The organism is Rhodococcus sp. JCM 9793, assembly GCF_055380405.1.
Map to the genome: position 1 here is coordinate 33,833 of NZ_AP043719.1, position 17,620 is coordinate 51,452.

14 protein-coding genes are annotated in these 17,620 nt (G+C 61.4%); 8 read left to right on the forward strand and 6 right to left on the reverse strand.

Going from position 1 to position 17,620, the window contains the following annotated elements:
- Window positions 1-213 precede the first annotated feature (213 nt).
- From ACZ46K_RS00985 to ACZ46K_RS01020, 8 genes are all read left to right on the forward strand, one after another.
- Window positions 214-993: a carboxymuconolactone decarboxylase family protein gene (locus tag ACZ46K_RS00985; protein WP_054804995.1), complete on the forward strand. Its 780-nt coding sequence runs from the start codon at window positions 214-216 to the stop codon at window positions 991-993.
- Window positions 994-1,175: 182 nt separating this feature from the next.
- Window positions 1,176-2,600 carry an ABC transporter substrate-binding protein gene (locus ACZ46K_RS00990; RefSeq protein WP_464743342.1) on the forward strand — a complete coding sequence of 475 codons (1,425 nt, stop codon included), beginning with the start codon at window positions 1,176-1,178 and terminating at the stop codon, window positions 2,598-2,600.
- A 182-nt stretch (window positions 2,601-2,782) separates the two neighbouring features.
- The gene (locus ACZ46K_RS00995) at window positions 2,783-3,436 is read left to right on the forward strand and encodes a TetR/AcrR family transcriptional regulator (RefSeq protein ID WP_464743344.1); all 654 of its coding nucleotides are present in this window, start codon (window positions 2,783-2,785) and stop codon (window positions 3,434-3,436) included.
- A 553-nt stretch (window positions 3,437-3,989) separates the two neighbouring features.
- On the forward strand, window positions 3,990-4,823 hold the full coding sequence (locus ACZ46K_RS01000) for a mycofactocin-coupled SDR family oxidoreductase (RefSeq protein WP_054804996.1): 834 nt from the start codon (window positions 3,990-3,992) through the stop codon (window positions 4,821-4,823).
- 33 nt (window positions 4,824-4,856) lie between these two features.
- Window positions 4,857-6,365 (forward strand): aldehyde dehydrogenase family protein, encoded by a 1,509-nt coding sequence (locus tag ACZ46K_RS01005; protein ID WP_464743346.1) that lies wholly within the window; start codon window positions 4,857-4,859, stop codon window positions 6,363-6,365.
- A gap of 46 nt (window positions 6,366-6,411) precedes the next feature.
- Window positions 6,412-6,612, forward strand: a complete 201-nt coding sequence (locus ACZ46K_RS01010) for a 4Fe-4S domain-containing protein (RefSeq protein WP_054809562.1) — start codon at window positions 6,412-6,414, stop codon at window positions 6,610-6,612.
- Between the two features lie 114 nt (window positions 6,613-6,726).
- Window positions 6,727-8,001 (forward strand): cytochrome P450, encoded by a 1,275-nt coding sequence (locus tag ACZ46K_RS01015; protein ID WP_464743348.1) that lies wholly within the window; start codon window positions 6,727-6,729, stop codon window positions 7,999-8,001.
- 162 nt (window positions 8,002-8,163) lie between these two features.
- Window positions 8,164-9,003 carry a mycofactocin-coupled SDR family oxidoreductase gene (locus tag ACZ46K_RS01020; RefSeq protein WP_464743350.1) on the forward strand — a complete coding sequence of 280 codons (840 nt, stop codon included), beginning with the start codon at window positions 8,164-8,166 and terminating at the stop codon, window positions 9,001-9,003.
- A gap of 1,272 nt (window positions 9,004-10,275) precedes the next feature.
- Here ACZ46K_RS01020 and ACZ46K_RS01025 read toward each other — a convergent pair.
- The 6 genes from ACZ46K_RS01025 to ACZ46K_RS01050 form a co-directional block, all read right to left on the reverse strand.
- Window positions 10,276-11,847: an ABC transporter substrate-binding protein gene (locus tag ACZ46K_RS01025; protein WP_464743352.1), complete on the reverse strand. Its 1,572-nt coding sequence runs from the start codon at window positions 11,845-11,847 to the stop codon at window positions 10,276-10,278.
- A 177-nt stretch (window positions 11,848-12,024) separates the two neighbouring features.
- Entirely contained in the window at window positions 12,025-12,861 is an 837-nt protein-coding gene (locus ACZ46K_RS01030; protein ID WP_464743354.1) for a mycofactocin-coupled SDR family oxidoreductase, read from the reverse strand.
- A 92-nt stretch (window positions 12,862-12,953) separates the two neighbouring features.
- Window positions 12,954-13,649 carry an SRPBCC family protein gene (locus tag ACZ46K_RS01035; RefSeq protein ID WP_054804998.1) on the reverse strand — a complete coding sequence of 232 codons (696 nt, stop codon included), beginning with the start codon at window positions 13,647-13,649 and terminating at the stop codon, window positions 12,954-12,956.
- Window positions 13,650-13,679: 30 nt separating this feature from the next.
- Complete coding sequence (locus ACZ46K_RS01040; protein ID WP_054804999.1) at window positions 13,680-14,150, reverse strand: (2Fe-2S)-binding protein; 471 nt, start codon at window positions 14,148-14,150, stop codon at window positions 13,680-13,682.
- Complete coding sequence (locus tag ACZ46K_RS01045) at window positions 14,143-15,018, reverse strand: FAD binding domain-containing protein (RefSeq protein WP_464743356.1); 876 nt, start codon at window positions 15,016-15,018, stop codon at window positions 14,143-14,145. Before ACZ46K_RS01045 ends, ACZ46K_RS01040 begins: the two co-directional genes overlap by 8 nt.
- The gene (locus ACZ46K_RS01050) at window positions 15,015-17,357 is read right to left on the reverse strand and encodes a xanthine dehydrogenase family protein molybdopterin-binding subunit (protein ID WP_054809554.1); all 2,343 of its coding nucleotides are present in this window, start codon (window positions 17,355-17,357) and stop codon (window positions 15,015-15,017) included. Before ACZ46K_RS01050 ends, ACZ46K_RS01045 begins: the two co-directional genes overlap by 4 nt.
- Between the last annotated feature and the right edge of the window lie 263 nt (window positions 17,358-17,620).

Sequence of the window (17,620 nt, forward strand, 5' to 3'; positions counted from 1 at the left end):
GCCGCGTCGGGAAGCCGGACACGGTCAATCTGGCCATGGACCTGGTACACAACGGCGGCCATGTGGTCTTGACGGGGATGAAAGGACGGTCCCCACTCGACCGGTTCGGCGACGCGTTCTCGCTGATGACCGAGCGCACACATGAACGACACTCCATCCGATTTGCGTTGAACCTCTACTGAACACCGCCCTCCGAACGACAGGAGTCCGACCATGAGCAACAACCATGCAGACGAGACCTTCCGTACCGTGCTGCACCGCGAACCCACCGAAATCCGCACCCCCTTCCAACAAGTTTCACGCGACTTCATCTTCGGCGAGATATGGTCGCGGCCCGGATTGAGCCGCAAAGACCGGCGATGGGTCGCGCTAGCCTGCGTCGCCGGCGCAGACGCTCCCGGCCCCATCGAGGCATATGTGCGCGCAGCTCTCGAGAGCGGCGACATCGAACTGGAAGAAATGCTCGAATTCGTCCTGCATTTCGCCGTGTACAGCGGGTGGCCGAAGGCATCACATCTCGAAGGCGCCGTGATGAGGCAATGGGCACAGATCCACCGCGACCGAGGTGAGGAACCCGTCCCCCTGCCCACGCTGTCGCACAACACTCTCGGCTCATCCGAATGGGACGAGCGCTTCGAGGCCGGCGCGCAGGAGTTCGCCGAGGTCAACCTAATTCCGGCGCCCCCGCACAACACGCCGTTCCGACACGCAGGCATCCTCAACTTCGTCTTCGGCCACGTATGGCAGCGACCCGGCCTGACCCGCCGCGAGCGTCGAATCATCACGGTCGCCTGCGTTTCCTACAACGACGCGATCACTCCCATGAGAAACCATGTCGGGTCCGCTCTCCATTCCGGCGACATCACCAAAGCCGAAATGGACGAGATCGTCGTCCAATTCTCTGCCTACTACGGATTCGCGAAAGGTGAATCGCTCAACGAGGTGGTCGAAACAGCGTGGGCCGAAAGGCCCGCAGCGCTCACCCAGAAATGACCTCCCATCTGTTCGAATCACCGACATTCGAAAGACCCACGATGACACGACCCGAACGTGCCCTGACGATGCTCGCCGCCGTATGTTCCACAGTGCTCATCCTGAGCGCCTGCGGCGGGACATCCGATACGAGTGACTCTGCTGGCGAACCGACCACTGGAGGGACACTGAATGCCATACAGATGACCGAGCCCCGCACCCTCGATCCAGCGAACATGTCCAACAGCTGGGCGTTCCAATCACTGCTCGGCAATGCCCTGTACGGCACGCTGATGACCAATGATGTCGACTCGCTGGAGATCGACTACTCCATGGCCACCGACTTCTCCACCAGCGACGAGGGGCGGACCTTCGACCTCACTCTTCGTCCCGGCCTCACCTTCACCGACGGCACTCCCCTCGATGCGGCAGCCGTCAAGTTCAACTGGGATCGCCTGCGCGACCCGGAACTGGGTTCGACGTCCCTCCTGCAAGCCATGCAGATCAGCACGACCGAAGTCGTCGATGACACAACCTTGAGAGCAACTCTGGACCCGCCGAATCCGCATTTCGCCCACAGTCTGGTCCAGTCGTCGATGAATTGGATCGCCTCCCCCGTGGCGCTACAGGAAGGTCGAGCAGCGTTCGACGCGGACCCCGTGGGGGCAGGCCCGTTCACACTCGTCGACTGGGCGCGGCAGGACAGGATCGATCTCACGAGGAACAGTGAATACTGGGACGCACCGAAGCCCTACCTCGACAGCATCACGCTACGAACGTCACCCGATACCAACCAACGCCTCAACGCCATGATTTCAGGCGCTGCAGATCTCGCCGCCGACTCGAGCTGGTCGACCTTTGCGCGAGCAGAGGATGCGGGACTCCACGTGGAGACCGTCCCCATGGGCGGAGGCCAGTTCATAGGGATGAATATGCGGCGCGCGCCTTTCGACGACGAACGAGCCCGACGGGCGGTCGCGCTCGCCGTCGACCCTGCCACCATCAACAGCGCTGTGTACGCAGGCGCTGGTGATGATCAGGTTCCGGGTACAGTCTTCCAAGACGCGTCACCGTTCTACAGCGATATCCCGTTCACCGAACCGGACAAGGAAGCTGCGCAGAGGCTGTTCGACGAGTTGGCTGCCGAGGGCAAGCCCGTGTCGTTCACTTTCGTCGGCTACTCGTCGGCCGAGAGCAAGGTGGCCGCCGAGGTACTGCAGGCGAGCCTGGCAGAATTCGACAACGTCGACGTCCGCATCCAGATTGTCGACAACACAGAAGGCGTGTCGCGGCTGACGAGTCACGACTTCGACATGATGATCTCCTCGGCGCTGGTCCAGGATCCCGATGCTGCATTGTGGTCGGCATTCCATCCCGAGTCGTCGGGTAACTTCATGGGTGTCGACGATGCCGAGCTGACACGGGCTCTCGACGCGGGGCGAAATGCCGACACCGTAGAGGCTCGTCGTGAGGCGTACGACGTGGTGCAGGATCGGCTCGTCGGCCTGAATGTCGGATTGTGGTACGTCCGGGGTGCGCCGTCGGTGATCGCCGCGACCGACCTACAGGGAATTCGGATGTACGGTCCAGGGTCACTCTTGCCCGAAGAGATCCAGTTCACGGAGTAGGCTGCGCGGGTGCGACTTCGGCGTAGCGGGTTTCATCTGTTCATAGGCCGGCGGTCCGATGGGTCGGATGGATAGGTAGGACAGCTACAGTGGTGAACTGGTCAGCGTGAGGGGTGGTCGCAGCGACGCTTTGTCGATCTGGAGAGTTGCTCTTCCACTCGTATCGGTAGCGGAGGGGCCTGATGAGTACATCGCGAGAAGGCAGTAGCAAGGTGCCGAACGCGAGGCACAGGCTCATGCAGGCGACCGCTCAGGTCATGCTGGAAGAAGGATACGCCGCAGCGACATCGCGTCGCGTGGCCGCGAAGGCAGGTGTCAAGCAGGCCCTCGTCTACTACTACTTTCCCACGATGGACGACCTCTTCTTGGCGGTATTGCGCGCAGGTACTGAGGCGTTCTTGGAACGTCGGCGGGAGGCATTGGCCGATCCGGATCCGCTCCGGGCGTTGTGGCGTATCAGCTCGGAAGCTGAGACGACTGGACTGAACACCGAGTTCATGGCCCTCGCGAACCATCGCAAAGCGATTCGTGCCGAACTCAAGGCATACAACGAGCGAGTTCGCGACATCGAAACATCGGCACTTACCGTTGCGTTGAGGGCTCATGGCGTTGATCTGAACGAGTTTCCGCCGGTGGTGATATCGATGTTTCTCAGCGGTCTTGCCCGTGTCATGGTCGACGAGAATGCGATCGGAGTGGATCTCGGTCACGAAGAGGCCCAGCGTTTCATGGACCGCCATATCGGTCGGTTCGAGTCGCTTGCTGCAGCAGCGGGTACTTCACCGGTCGATTCAGCTTCCGACGAGGACTCGGCACATCGAGATACCGCCGGCTGACGGACGCGTAGAGGCCACTGTCTCACCGGACGCCACCCGCCGTGTCATCTCCTGCTCGCGGGCGTCGACCAGGACGTATCCGGTCGAGCGCTGCATTGACCTGCTCGACCACCTCGTGACTCGGCCACATGCCGCCCCCACAGCGGCCTACATCCGGTCCGAGTTGATCATCGCTGCGATCGTTCCACCCAACTGATCTATCGAACAAATTGTTTGGGGTATTCAATGCTCGGTCCAGCATCGAGTGTCTCACCCGGAAGACTCACGACATCTGCGGTGCCGAAACGGGGAGAACCCAGAATCTCCGGGCTATCCCAAGCCCCTCGGGGCAAACAATAGAGCGTACCTTGACCGTGATCCACATCTCATGCTATTTGTATGACGTCGCCCTTCTTGATCGATCGATCAGGATTTCGTGCACGCCAGCCGCTTGCCTGAGGCACACCGGCCCGAGAAGGGATCGTGAATTCAGCATTGGGGGCGACGATCGGGCCGATCGACAGCGACTCAGCCCGAATGAACGTACAACTACGACCCTTAAGGAAATCGCCTCGTGCCCAAAGGACTTGAAGACCGCGTCGCATTCATCACCGGCGCTGCGCGTGGCCAGGGCCGCGCCCATGCCGTACGGCTCGCGCGTGAGGGTGTCGACATCATCGGAATCGACATCTGTGAAGACATTGCATCATTGACGTACCCGAATGCCACCTCAGAAGACCTGGACGAGACCGTCCGACTGGTCGAGAAGGAAGGCCGCCGCATGGTCGGCCGAAAGGCAGATGTCAGGAAATTCGACCAGGTCCAGTCGGCCTTCCAGGACGGATACGAGCAGTTCGGTCGTGTCGACATCATCATCGCCAATGCCGGGATCATCCGACTCGGCGAGGAATCGGACGACTTCCTGGCCGATTGGAACGACGTCATCGATACCAACCTCACCGGAGTGTTCCACACGGTTAGGGCAGCGCTTCCCGCGATGAGAGAAGCAGAACGTGGCGGCTCCATCGTGATCACCAGCTCGACCGCGGGTATCAAGGCCACAGGATCCCTGTTCGCGAGCGGCACAGCATACGCTGCAGCCAAGCGAGGTCTGGTCGGCCTCATGCAATCCTGGGCGAATTATCTCGCTCCGGAGTGGATTCGGGTCAACACCATTCACCCGACGGGCGTCGCGAGCGGGATGACGATCAACGACGCGATGCAAGCAATGATGGAGCAGGCGGCCGCAGGAGGGAGCAACTCGATCTCGGGCATGGAGAACGCACTGCCATTGCCGATGCTCGAACCCGACGACATCGCCGGTGCCGTCGCCTTCCTGGTGTCGGACGAAGCGAAGTTCATCACGGGAACCCAGTGGGCACTCGACGCCGGATTCTGCGTTCGCTGAGCACGAGTATCTGACGGAATGTCGAGGAGCATCATGGTTACGACCACCGACACGCCCACCACCGGCGACGATCGGGCCGCCAGTCTATCTCTACCTCGAGGCCTGCTCATCGGAGGTGACCAGCTCACGCAGTCCTCCGGGGGCACACACGATCACATCTATCCCGCAACTGGCCAGATCAACGCCACAATAGCCCTGGCCGGTGCCACGGAGATCGATCAGGCAGTGACGTCAGGCTGGGAGGCGCATCGTGAGTGGATGTCCTTCACTCCCGCACGCCGTCGCGACTTGTTGTTCGACCTTGCAGAGGCTGTGCACGCGAATCTATCGCAGTTTGCGCAACTCAACACCCACGACTACGCGGTCCCGGTCTCCTACGCCGCCACCGCACCGCTGCTCGAGGAGTTCCTGCGCCACTTCGCCGGATATGTCGACAAGCCGCACGGTGCAAGCACGCCAGTGTCGGGTTCCTTCGACGTCAATTTGATCGAGCGCGAGCCGTACGGTGTCGTCGGAGTTATCGCTCCCTGGAACGGGTCGCTGGTTGTCGCCGCAGCGTGTGTCGCGCCAGCGTTGGCGGCCGGTAACGCAGTGGTGTTGAAACCATCCGAGTTCGCACCGTTTGCCGCCCTCCGCTTCGGTGAGCTGTGCTCGGAAGTCGGCCTGCCTTCCGGGCTGGTCAACGTGGTGCCGTCGGGTCCGGACGGTGGAGCCGCCCTGGTACGTCATCCGGGAATCCGGAAGATCCACTTCACGGGTGGCACTGCCACTGCTCGGGAAGTCCTCCGTGAGGCGGCAACGAACCTGACCCCCGTCGTCGCAGAACTCGGCGGAAAGTCGGCCGATATCGTCTTCGATGATGCGGATCTCGACCTCGCCGCTGCCATATCGGCGCACCAGGGCCCCCTCATGCAATCCGGGCAGAGTTGCGCGTGCGCCAGCCGTATTCTGGTCCAGTCATCGGTGTACGACGCCTTCGTCGACAAGTTCGTCGGGGCCATCGGTGCAGCGAATATCGGCGATCCATTCGATCCCGCAGTGTCGTTCGGTCCGGTGATCAGTGCCTCTGCCGCTGATCGAATTCTCGGCGAGATCGACAATGCTGTGTCCGAGCGTGCCGGTGAGCTCATTCTCGGAGGTAAGAGAGTCGGCAGCGACAGAATCGGTGATCGACTTGCGGACGGGTACTACATCGAGCCCACTGTTTTCACAGAGGTCGACAACTCCTCACGTCTCGCTCGTACGGAGACGTTCGGCCCGGTTGTCTCCGTGATCAGGTTCGACACGGAGGCTGACGCGGTGCGCATCGCCAACGACACATCGTACGGATTGAACGCCTTCGTGCACACGACCGACCTCGGTCGAACCCATCGGGTGTCCCGCAAACTCGAGGCGGGATCCGTGTGGGTCAACCATTTCAGCGACATCTCTCCCCAGGGTCCCTACGGCGGATACAAGCAGAGCGGCTTCGGTCGCACCGGTGGACTCGAAGGACTCCACGAGTTCCTTCAGGTCAAGAACATTCGGATTGCCATGCGATGAGCCGGCAGACTCCACGAGCGAAAGAAGACCCATGGTGACATCACGATTGACGGTGTCGGTCGATCCGCACATGTGCGAAGCCCACGCACTGTGCACCGAGATCGCCCCCGAGATTTTCAACCTGCCCGATGACGGCGACATCGCGACCTGCGACGAAAACCCTTCGGAAGCTCTGCTTCCCAAGGTCCGTGCCGCCGTCGACGCATGCCCCCGCCAGGCAATCAGCGTCGCCACTCAACAGTCCTGAACGGCGAGTTCCCCTGCCCTCGACACCGGCCGATCGACACCATGGTCAGTACGCGTAGTGCCAAGCTGTCGTCGGTCACGAGATGCCCTCCCTCTTTCGAAAGGTCCACAACCCATGACCGATCTCACGTCACTCGACTACTTCAGTGACGAAGCACTCGCGCAGGATCCGTCCGAGTACTTCGACCACCTCAGAAGTCGCAATCCGGTGTTTCGGGAGCCGCACTACGGCGTGGTCGTCGTCACCGGACATCGGGAGGTCACGGAGGCGTTCAGAAACTCCGAAGATCTCTCTGCCGTCAATGCGATCGGAGGGCCGTTTCCTCCGTTGCCGTTCGAGCCCGAAGGCGACGACATCTCCGAACAGATCGAAGCGCATCGGCACTTGTTCCCGATCTTCGAGCACATGGTGACAATGGATCCTCCCGACCACACACGCGCTCGCTCACTGCTGGGCCGGATGCTCACTCCGAAACGCCTGCAGGAGAACGAGCAGTACATGTGGAAGTTGGCAGATCGCCAACTCGACGAATTCATCGACAACGGCCACTGCGAGTTTCTCGGCGAGTACGCCAAACCGTTTGCCACACTCGTGATCACCGACCTGCTCGGCGTGCCCGAGCAGGATCGCGCAGAGTTCCGCAATCGACTCGCCGGCCAATCTCGTCCCAATGTCGGGTCCCTCGACCACACGCCGGTGGCCACCAACCCGCTCGAATACCTCGACGACATGTTCAGCGGCTACATCTCCGACCGCCGAAGCGAGCCCCGCGATGACATTCTCACCGGCCTCGCGACGGCGACCTATCCCGACGGATCAACTCCCACGGTGAAAGAAGTGGTCCGGCCTGCCACGTTCTTGTTCGCTGCCGGCCAGGAGACGGTCACGAAACTCCTCAGCGCGGGGCTACGGACGTTGGGCGATCGCCCCGAGTTCGAGGAGAAGCTTCGCGCGGATCGGAGCCTGATCCGGCCGTTCTTGGAGGAATCTCTGCGGATGGACAGCCCGACCAAGGTCGATTTTCGACTGGCCCGCAAAACCACCACTATCGGCGATGTCGACATCCCAGCCGGGACGATCGTGATGTTGTGCCTCGGGGCAGCCAACCGGGACCCGCGTAAGTTCGAGGATCCGAACGAATTCCAGCTGGGACGCAAGAACCTCCACGATCACGTGGCGTTCGGTCGAGGTCTGCACACCTGCGCGGGCGCACCGCTCGCCCGCGTGGAGGCAAACGTGACCATGAATCGACTTCTGGACAGGACACGGAGTTTCTCGATCAGTGAGGCACACCACGGTCCTGCGGGTGACCGTCGATACACCTACGAGCCCTCCTTCCTTCTGAGGGGCCTGACCGAGCTTCACGTCGACTTCACACCGGTCGCATGACCGGCCGGACGTGCAGTACCTGATCGACCAACAGACGCAGCACCTCCGAATCTACGAACACAATTCGACAGCAAAGCTATCCGGTCACTCGTGCGACGAGTGACCGCAACGGTCATGTCACATTACGGCCGACGCCGGATGTGCGACAAGTGAGGTGGAATCATGACAGGACGGGTAGAAGGAAAAGTCGCGTTCATCACGGGAGCTGCGCGGGGCCAGGGACGCAGCCACGCGGTGAAACTCGCGCAAGAGGGTGCCGACATCATCGCAATCGATATCTGCAAACCGATCAGACCTGACGCTTCGATTGCGCCGGCGAAGCCCGACGACCTCGCGGAGACGGCGAACCTCGTCAAGGCTCTCGGCCGGCGTATCGTCACAGCGGAAGTAGACGTACGTGACTACGATGCATTGAAGGCTGAAGTCGACGCCGGCGTCGAACAGTTGGGCCGGCTCGACATCATCGTGGCGAATGCCGGGATCGGCAACGGCGGTGCAACTCTGGATCGGACCGCCGAGTCCGACTGGCAGGAAATGATCGACATCAACCTCTCGGGCGTGTGGAAATCGGTCAAAGCCGGAGTACCGCACATTCTCTCGGGTGAGCAGGGCGGCTCGATCATTTTGACAAGTTCGGTGGGTGGCTTGAAGTCGCACGCGCACATGGGCCCCTACATCGCCGCCAAACACGGCGTGGTCGGGCTGATGCGTTCGTTCGCCGTGGAATTGGGGCAGCACTTCGTCCGGGTCAATTCCGTGCACCCTACGAACGTGAACTCACCGATGTTCATGCACGAGGCGACGATGAAGATGTTCCGTCCCGACCTGGAGAATCCCGGACCGGAGGATCTCAGGGCAGCTGCACAGACAATGCACGTGCTGCCTATCGGATGGGTCGAACCCGAGGACATCAGCAACGCGGTTCTGTTCCTGGCCTCCGACGAATCTCGGTACGTCACAGGGCTCCCGCTGACCGTCGACGCGGGCAGCATGCTGAAATAGCCGGTTCGACCGAACAGCACGTCGACCGATGATTCCGTTCACCAGAGCTCATTTCGTGACGATACGACCTCCACGAGATGGAACCGGTGCCACTTAAAATCCCGAACTATGGGGCATTTCCAGTATGAAGTGCGTGGTAGCTCGATGGGGCGAGTTCTACTATCTGTTGAAACTCGCCCCATTCCGGCGCAAGCGCCATGCCAATGCGACAACGTTCCTGCACACATCATCGCAACGCCCTGAACAGGACTCTGCCGGTTACCAATCAGTGCCGATCCGAAGCTGAGAAGACTCCGGCTTCGTTCGAAACCTGCGGTCGAGAAGCAATTCCGAGTTCTCATTGTGAGGCCGCTCTCATCCGCCACTCGCCCGCGTTGAGTATGCGACCGTCGCTGCCTTGCGTGCCTTTGCCGCCGCGTCCCATTCCCTCCGCGCACCCGCTCGTCGACGCTATCTCTTTCGCGACATGCGCGATGGCAGTGTCCGACTCCCACTCGCCCGTGAAGCCCACACCCGGTGCGGCCTGTCGCCGATGTTCAGGGCTTCGCCGACGGAGCTCTCGCCGACGCGATCCGGCACGCTCCCGAACGCTGTCTCGATGTGTTCCCCGTCTTGCCCGCCGGTGATGATGCGTCCGCCGGCTGCTCAAGGCATTGGTGGTCAACAGGAAGAATCACGGCTACCCCTTGCCCTAGCCCATGACGACGAGACAGGTGCTCGCGTCGTCGTCGAATGTCGCGGACACCATGCAGATGTCGAAGGCGAATCCTCGGCGCAGGGCTGACCAGGCCGCCATGTGCTCGAGCCCTGGCAGGCTTCCGGCTGGCTGGCGTAACGTTTGGGCCTGTCCTGCTCATCGAAGGACGAGGAAGAGCAGTCCACGCTCCGCCTCCCGGCGCGCGCCAGGATAGCGGGTGAGATAATAAAATCAAACGTGGGAGTGTGATCATGCACGGGGCGATTCACTCTTTCGGCTGGACCATCCCGACCGTGACGCATCCTTCGCCGTGCTCGGCGCGTTTGAGGCTGGCAGAACACTCATCGATACCGCCGATTCGTATTCAGGGTGAGTCGACGGCAACACCGGCGTCGAGTCCGAGGCTGCGATCGGCGTGGAACGCGGCGCGAGGCACCCGCATCGACGTGGTCGTCGCGACGATGATCGATCCTCGGGGCACGAATCTCGCGGGTGTTCCCTGCCAAGGGCTACACACCGCGGGACCCGCGTCACGCCTGTCGATGAGTGTCGGTGAATTCCGCCTCTGCTGGTTGTCAGCCGATCCACAGCTCTTCGGGCAAAGGCGAGGCGAGCGTATACAACTCGACGCCATGCACGTCGGCGCCATACATGACCGAAGGAACTGCACGGACGTACCAGATTCCCGGGACGGACTCGACCAAGCGTTCCTGCACGATGTCGTAGGCTTCCTTCCGCTCCTCGAAGGACTCGCTCACGCGGCCGGCGTCGAGCGCTGCATCGAGCTCAGGATCGTTGGTGCCGTTGAAGTTGCCGGGTGACTGCGAGTGCAGTGCCGTCCACAACGCGAAATCGGGATCCTGGACAATCGCGGCCGTGATGATCATGTCGAAGTCGCCGGTAACGAGCCGCGTGGTCGCAGTTGCCGCATCGAGCATCGCAACTTCCATCTCGACATTGTCGTACGCACTCAGCTGTGCCTGTACCCCTTCAGCGAGGGTCTTGGCATCCGATGTAGGGAAGGAGGTGAAGGTGAAACGAACCGGCTTGCCTTCTCCCGCCAACTCGTCGAACAGTCGCTGGGCTTCTTCGGGGTCCGACTCCTGGATAGCGATGTCACTGAAGAAGGGCGATTCTTCAGGGAAGAAGGTCTCAGGGACCTCGCCTTCACCGTTGTAGACCATTGTGTTCAGCGCATCGAGGTCAAGCGCCAAGCTGACAGCCCGTCGGGCTCGTACATCGTCGAAGGGGGCGTGGCGGTAGTTCATTCCGATGTTCTGGCCGCCTCCGGTGGGCACGACCTCCGTCTGGAGGCCCGCGGCTTCCGCCTGACGGATGTTGGCTACGGTCGACTCCAGCGTCAGATCGGCGGCGCCGGTGATCATCGCGTTCATTCGCTGGTTGGTGTCGTGGACGCCCTTGATCGTGAGGCTGTCGAGATATGGCTTGGGCGCGTCCCAGTAATCCGGATTCTTCACCAGCTCGACGGCATCTTGGCGGGTCCAGTCGACCAATGTGAACGGCCCGGCACCAACCGGATTCTCATCGAAGGCTTGCCGCCCCTTTTCCAACGCGGTCGGTGACGCGATCCAGTTCAGCGCGCCAGCAACGAGCGATTCCGCGAAATGCGGGTTCGGTGCCGTCATTGTGACCTTCAGATTCGTGGCATCGACGACCTCTGTATTTGCGACCTGGACTGCTTGTCTGGTCGAGGTCGAGCCGAGGCTGGGATCGCGCAGGCGGTCCCAATTGTATTTGACGGCTTCCGCATTGAGTGGCGTGCCGTCGGTGAACATCAGGTCGGGCCGGAGCGTAAGGTTGTACGTGGACCCACCGTCGGTGGACGAGAAGTCAGTGGCCATCTTGTATTCGATCTCGAACGTCTCAGTGTCGTTGATCATCAACGTCCCGTACAGTGCATTGCCCAATGCTGCGTGGAAGGCATAGACATTGGACATCGATGCTGGGTCCAGGGACGGAGGCTCGGCCGCCTGCAGAATCGTTGCCGAACCACCGGCCACAGGACCGCCCTCTTCGCCTCCGGGCTGGCTGCTTGCGGTGTTACCTCCGCAGGCTGCTACGAACAGGACCAGTGCGCTGCTACACAGCGCTGACACGAGCTTCGGATACGGTGTGATTCGACGCATGATCGACCTCTCGGATTTTGACGCACAAACGAGTCGTGTGGGTGACGGGGACGGCGGAACGTTCTCGGTCGCTACGGACCGAGCGCAGATCGAATTACCCTGTGCCGCCGGAGAACCACAACACGACATGAGATAGGTTTCGGCCGTCGTGTCCGGGGACTCCTGCTGTGACGGCTTCTATCTGAGCAACGATCCAGCATCGATCGGCAGGGCAACGCCGGTGATGAAGCGAGCATCGTCGGACGCGAGAAACAATGCCGCCGCGCTGATGTCCTCCGGCTCGACCCACGGTGTCGGCAGAATCTGGCCCGTCTGAGCGACCTCGGCGAAGTCCTCCTTCGTCGGGTTCGGCAGGTCAGGCAGAAAAAGTCGGTAGGTTTCGTCATTGAGGAGCATCGGGGTGCCCACATTGGTGGGGCACAACGTGTTCACACGAATGCGCTTGTCGCCCAGTTCCAACGCCAGTGTGCGCATCAGGCCGATGACGCCGTGCTTCGCCGCGATGTAGTGACCGATATGCCGCGCGCCGCGCAAGCCGCCGACGGAACTGGTCAAGATGATCGATCCCCCTCGGCCGCCGGCCACGATATGGGGAGTGGCCACCTTCGTGGTGGTCCATACGCCGGTCAGGTTGACGTCGATCATGTCGCGCCATGCCTTCTGGGTCATTTCGTCGAGGGTCGCGCCTTCGCTGGCCAACCCGGCATTGGCCACGACGATATCGAGGCGACCGAACTTGGCGACGCCCTCCCGCACAACTTCTGTCATGACGTCTTCGTCGCGCACGTCCGCTTCGACAGCGTGAATGCGCCGTCCCAACGCTTCGACCTGGTCGGCTGTTTCGGCGAGGTCGTCGGGTGTCGACATCGCGATCTTGACGCCGTCGAGTTGTTTACAGACATCTACTGCGATGATGTCGGCGCCTTCTTTGGCCATACGGACGGCGTGGCTTCGTCCTTGACCGCGGCCTGCACCGGTGATGAAGGCTACTTTTCCTTCGAGTTTTCCTGACATGTTGTGCCTCATTTCTATTCATGAGCGGCTCCGCTGAGTCGCTCGTTCCGGTCGGATGGTGCATCAGGCCGGTCAACGCGAGAATCCGAGATTCAGGCAGAAGTGCGGTGACGCCACCGGACCAACAGGGGGACCACGAATACCACCGCCGCTGCGGGGATGAGCACTCGGGTGATACGGCCACGTCGGCCGCCGATATTGAGGAGGTCTATCGGCGGTGCAGTAGCAGTGCGGCCTGCGATGGGGGTAGAGGCGTCATTGCTTGTTTTCACGTCTGCCGGCTCGGTGCCGTCCGATGGGCTCGGGCCTGCGCTCTCCGAGGCATCGATGTTCGAAGTTCCTGCAGACACAAGGATCTGTTCTGCGAGGTTGGTGGCGAACTGCCCGATGAGCTTGTTGGAGACTTCGGCGAGTGCTCCGCGTCCGAATTGCGCGGGCTTGCCGGTGATGTCGAGTTCGGTTTCGACAAAGACATCGGTACTGCCGCCCGACTCGGACATGCGACATGTGATGACCGCGCTTGCCGTACCGTTTCCGCGAGCCTCTCGACCGCTACCTTCGAAGACCACAACTTTCGCGGCTTCATCCGTGGAGCGCATTTCGATGATGCCGGCGTACTTCAACGCGATCGGGCCCACTTTGACCTTGATGTTGCCGGAGTACTTGTCACCGTCGTGGGACGTGATGGTAGCTCCCGGAACGCAGGGAGCGACTCGTTCGATATCGAGCAATACACGCCAAGACTCGTCGATGGGGACGGCAATGCAGAAGGTATTCTCCAGTTTCATTCAGATCCTTGTATTGGTCGAATCAACAGTTCAGGCGGTGGTCGACGCGGCACGAATGGCGGCCACAATCCCTTGATAGCCGGTGCAGCGGCAGATGCTTCCGGAAATCCCGTCACGGATCTCTTCGTCCGTCGGATCGGGATTGTCCCGTAACAGTGCTGTAGCGGTGACAATGAAACCTGGTGTGCAGAAGCCACATTGGAGAGCGTGGTGTTCGCGGAAGGCTTCCTGGATGGGTGCGAGCGTGCCGTCGGGCGAGGCGATGCCCTCGACAGTGGTGATGCAGGTGCCGTCGGCCTGAACTGCGAAGACAAGACATGCCCGTACGGCCTCACCGTCCATCAAGACCGTGCACGCGCCACAGACTCCGTGTTCGCAACCCAGGTGGGTCCCGGTCAATCCACAGTTGACCCGTAAGAAGTCGGCCAGCGTCAGCCGCGGCGGGACGGACGAGCGCCTCACTGTGCCGTTGACCTCGATCGTAATCTCGACATCAGTCATCGATTGCCTCCTCAAGAGCGCTCTTCAGGGCGCGCGACACCATCGTTGCGCCGACGCGTGTGCGGTACGCAGCGGAACCGTGCAGGTCGGCCGGAACCGACTCCAGGTCGGACACCGCGACGTGGCCGACGTCGCGCACCTGCAGTTCGTCGATCGAGCAACCGACGAGGGAGCGCTCCGTCGAGGTTGCCCGCATCGGTATCGACCCCAGGCCGAAGAGTCCTATGCTGCAGCGTTCGACTCGTGAATTGTCGTCGATCTTCACCGCTACGCAGGCTCCTGCCATGGCGAAGTCGCCTTTGCGGCGCGAGAATTCATTGATTGCGAACCCGCTTCGGCCTTCCCGGACAGGGAAGGTGACCTTTGTGAGAATTTCGTCGTCGCGTAAGGCCGTGGTCCACATCCCAGTGAAGAACTCGGAAGCCGGTATGGTTCGTCGGCCGGTGGAGGACAGTGCCTCGAGTTCGGCATCGAGGCTCAACACCACCGCAGGGTATTCCGCAGCGGCGTCAGCGTGAGCAACGGAACCACCGAGCGTGCCGCGATTGCGGATCGGGAAGTGTCCGATCAACGGGGTGGCTCGGGAGAGTAACGGTACTGACTCGAGGACGGTGGTAGACCTGCCGACTGTTGCCTGGTTCGTGGTGGCACCGATCGCGACGGAGTCCGAATCATGCGTTATTCCGGAAAGACCAGTGAGTTGTCTGATATCGATCAAGTGCTCGAACGCGGCCAATCGAAGGTTGAGCATCGGCATCAAGCTCTGACCACCGGCGATGAGCTTGGCGTCGTCTCCGAACTCTGCCAGGAGTTCGGCAGCCTCCTCTGGTGTGGCGGGCCGATGGTATTCGAACGCCGAAGGTTTCATGTGGTCACCGCCTCGGCGCGGGCGGAATCGAGCATGCCGATGATCGTGGCAGGGCTCAACGGCAGGTGATCGACCTCGACGCCGAACGGCGCCAACGCATCGACGACAGCATTGACCACCGCAGGTGCCGAGCCGATCGCTCCACCTTCGCCTACACCCTTGTAGCCGCCGGGGCCCGGACCGGGGGTTTCGATATGGCCCAATTCGATCACCGGGGCCTCATTGGCAGTGGGGAGTAGATAGTCCATGAAAGTTGTGGTGATCGGGTTTCCGGCGTCGTCGTAGGCAAGATGCTCGTAGAGGGCACCACCTATGCCCTGGACCGTACCGCCGTAGATCTGTCCTTCGACCACGTTCGGATTGATCATGGGGCCACAATCATCACTTACTATGTAGCGCAACAGTGTTACCTCACCGGTTTCGATGTCGACCTCGCATGTGCACACGTGGGTCGCGTTGGCCCAGATCAGCGGACTCTCTGCCCGGTATCGTTCGCTGACCTCCAGGCCGAAGGTAAGGCCCGGCGGGAGTGTCTGGGCTTGGAAGTATGCGATGTCGGCAATCTCGGCGAGGCTCAACTCCCTGTTCGGTACACCGCGAACGGTGGCCCGACCGCGCGAGAACTCGACATCGTCGGTGTCGACTTCGAACGTGTGCGCGGCGAGTGCGAGAATCCGTTGCCGAAGGATCGCCGCGGCCTGCGCCACAGCGCCGGCGGTCATCGACGCGGATCGGCTACCGCCGGTTCCGGCGCCGAAGGGTGTGATCGCAGTGTCGCCCTGGACTGTGTTGACGTCCCCGATCTCGACACCGAGCGCGTCGGCGGTCAGCTGGACCACGGTGGTCTCCAAGCTGTTTCCGCAGGATCCACCGGCAACGTAGACGTTGACCTTGCCGGACGGCTCGATGCGAATGGTGGCACCCTCGGTGCCGTGGAATGCCGTCACGCCCGTAGTGGGTTCGAGGTACGTGCATGTACCCACACCGATATATCGACCGTCCAGGCGAGCGAGGTGCTGTTCGCGGCGAAACGCGGGGTAGTCGAGGATCTCGAGTGCCTGCTCGAATGTCTCCCGCGGTGTGACGTCCGAGTAGGGCATACCGTTGGGGTTCGATACCGGCAGTTCGTCGACTCGCAGCAGATTTCTCCTGCGCAGTTCGATCGGATCGATGCCGAGGCGCCGTGCCGCGGTGTCGAGTGCCACTTCTCGGGCCATCGATTCGAATTGCCAGGGTCCGCGATAGGCTCCTCGTCCAACTGTGTTGGAGTACACCAACTTCGTTCTGAAGGTGGCGGCAGGAACCCGGTACGGCCCCGGGAACAGCATTCCGACAACCCCGCCTGCGGTCATCGGAGGTGTGACCGGGTAGGCGCCCACGTTCTGTACATACTCGAGGTCGGCGGCAAGGAGCATTCCGTCGGCGTCGAACGCGAAGCGCCCAGTCCCATGTTCCTCGCGGGCCATTCCCGCAGACATCAGATGCTCTTGCCGATCTTCGATCCACTTGAGTGTGGCCCCGGCCTTCCTGGCGGCCAGCATGACGCAGATCTCCTCGCGTTGCGGCACTACCTTCTGCCCGAATCCACCTCCTGTGTCCTTCACGATCACCCGCACTCGATGCTCATCGATTCCGAGGACTCGTGCGCACACCATCCGCACCTCGTGTGGCGATTGGGTGGACGTCCAGACTGTCATGTCGCCCGCTGCTGCCGACCATTCCGCGACCACTCCTCGGGTTTCCATCGGCATGGGCATGTGGGCCTGCTGGTGCACTGTCTGATCGACGACATGCGCGGCACTATCGAAGATGGGCTTCAACTCCGACAATGGTCTACCGGAGAGTTCACCCGCCAGATTGCATGGCGCATACGAGTGCACGAGTTCAGTGTTCTCATAGGCCGTTTCGTAATCGACCACCGGAGTCAGCGGCTCGTACTCGATGAGGACCCGCTCGGCCGCATCCTCCGCCACATAGCGATCGGTGGCGATGATGAGTGCGACCGGATCTCCGACGAACCGGACCTCGTCCTCCGCGAGTGGTACACGGACCAGGCGATCGGCGACACGCTCTGCTGTGTACCTGAACTCGTGGACGCCGGAATTCAGGTCTGCAGCGAGATAGATCGCGGTGACGCCATCGACCGCGAGCGCTTCCGATGTGTCGATATCGAGAATTCGTGCGCGAGCGTAGGGGCTGCGCACGAAACAGGCATGTAGCATGCCGGGTCTAACGATGTCGTCAACGAAAGTTCCTGAGCCGGTGAGTAACCGAGCGTCTTCGACCCGAGGAACGCGGGTGCCGACCGAGTTGCCCGTTTCCTTCTCGGTAGTGGTCATCGGACTGCTCGCAACTGTGCGGTTCCCGGCTCAGGCATGGTCGGGCGTCGAAAACTGTTGGTGACCACCTGACTCCTTTCGGTACGTGCAGATCTCGACCCCGTGCCGTGGTCCCGCGTAGGCGTGGACTCGGATCTGAAGACGGCAAACTGCATGGACGTGAAGACGTTCCGAACATGGATAAGGCATTCGAAGGTGCACTGCAGTGAAGTCGACCGAGGGCTGTGGGAAGCTCGCGTTGGGCCTGGGTCAACAATACTTGG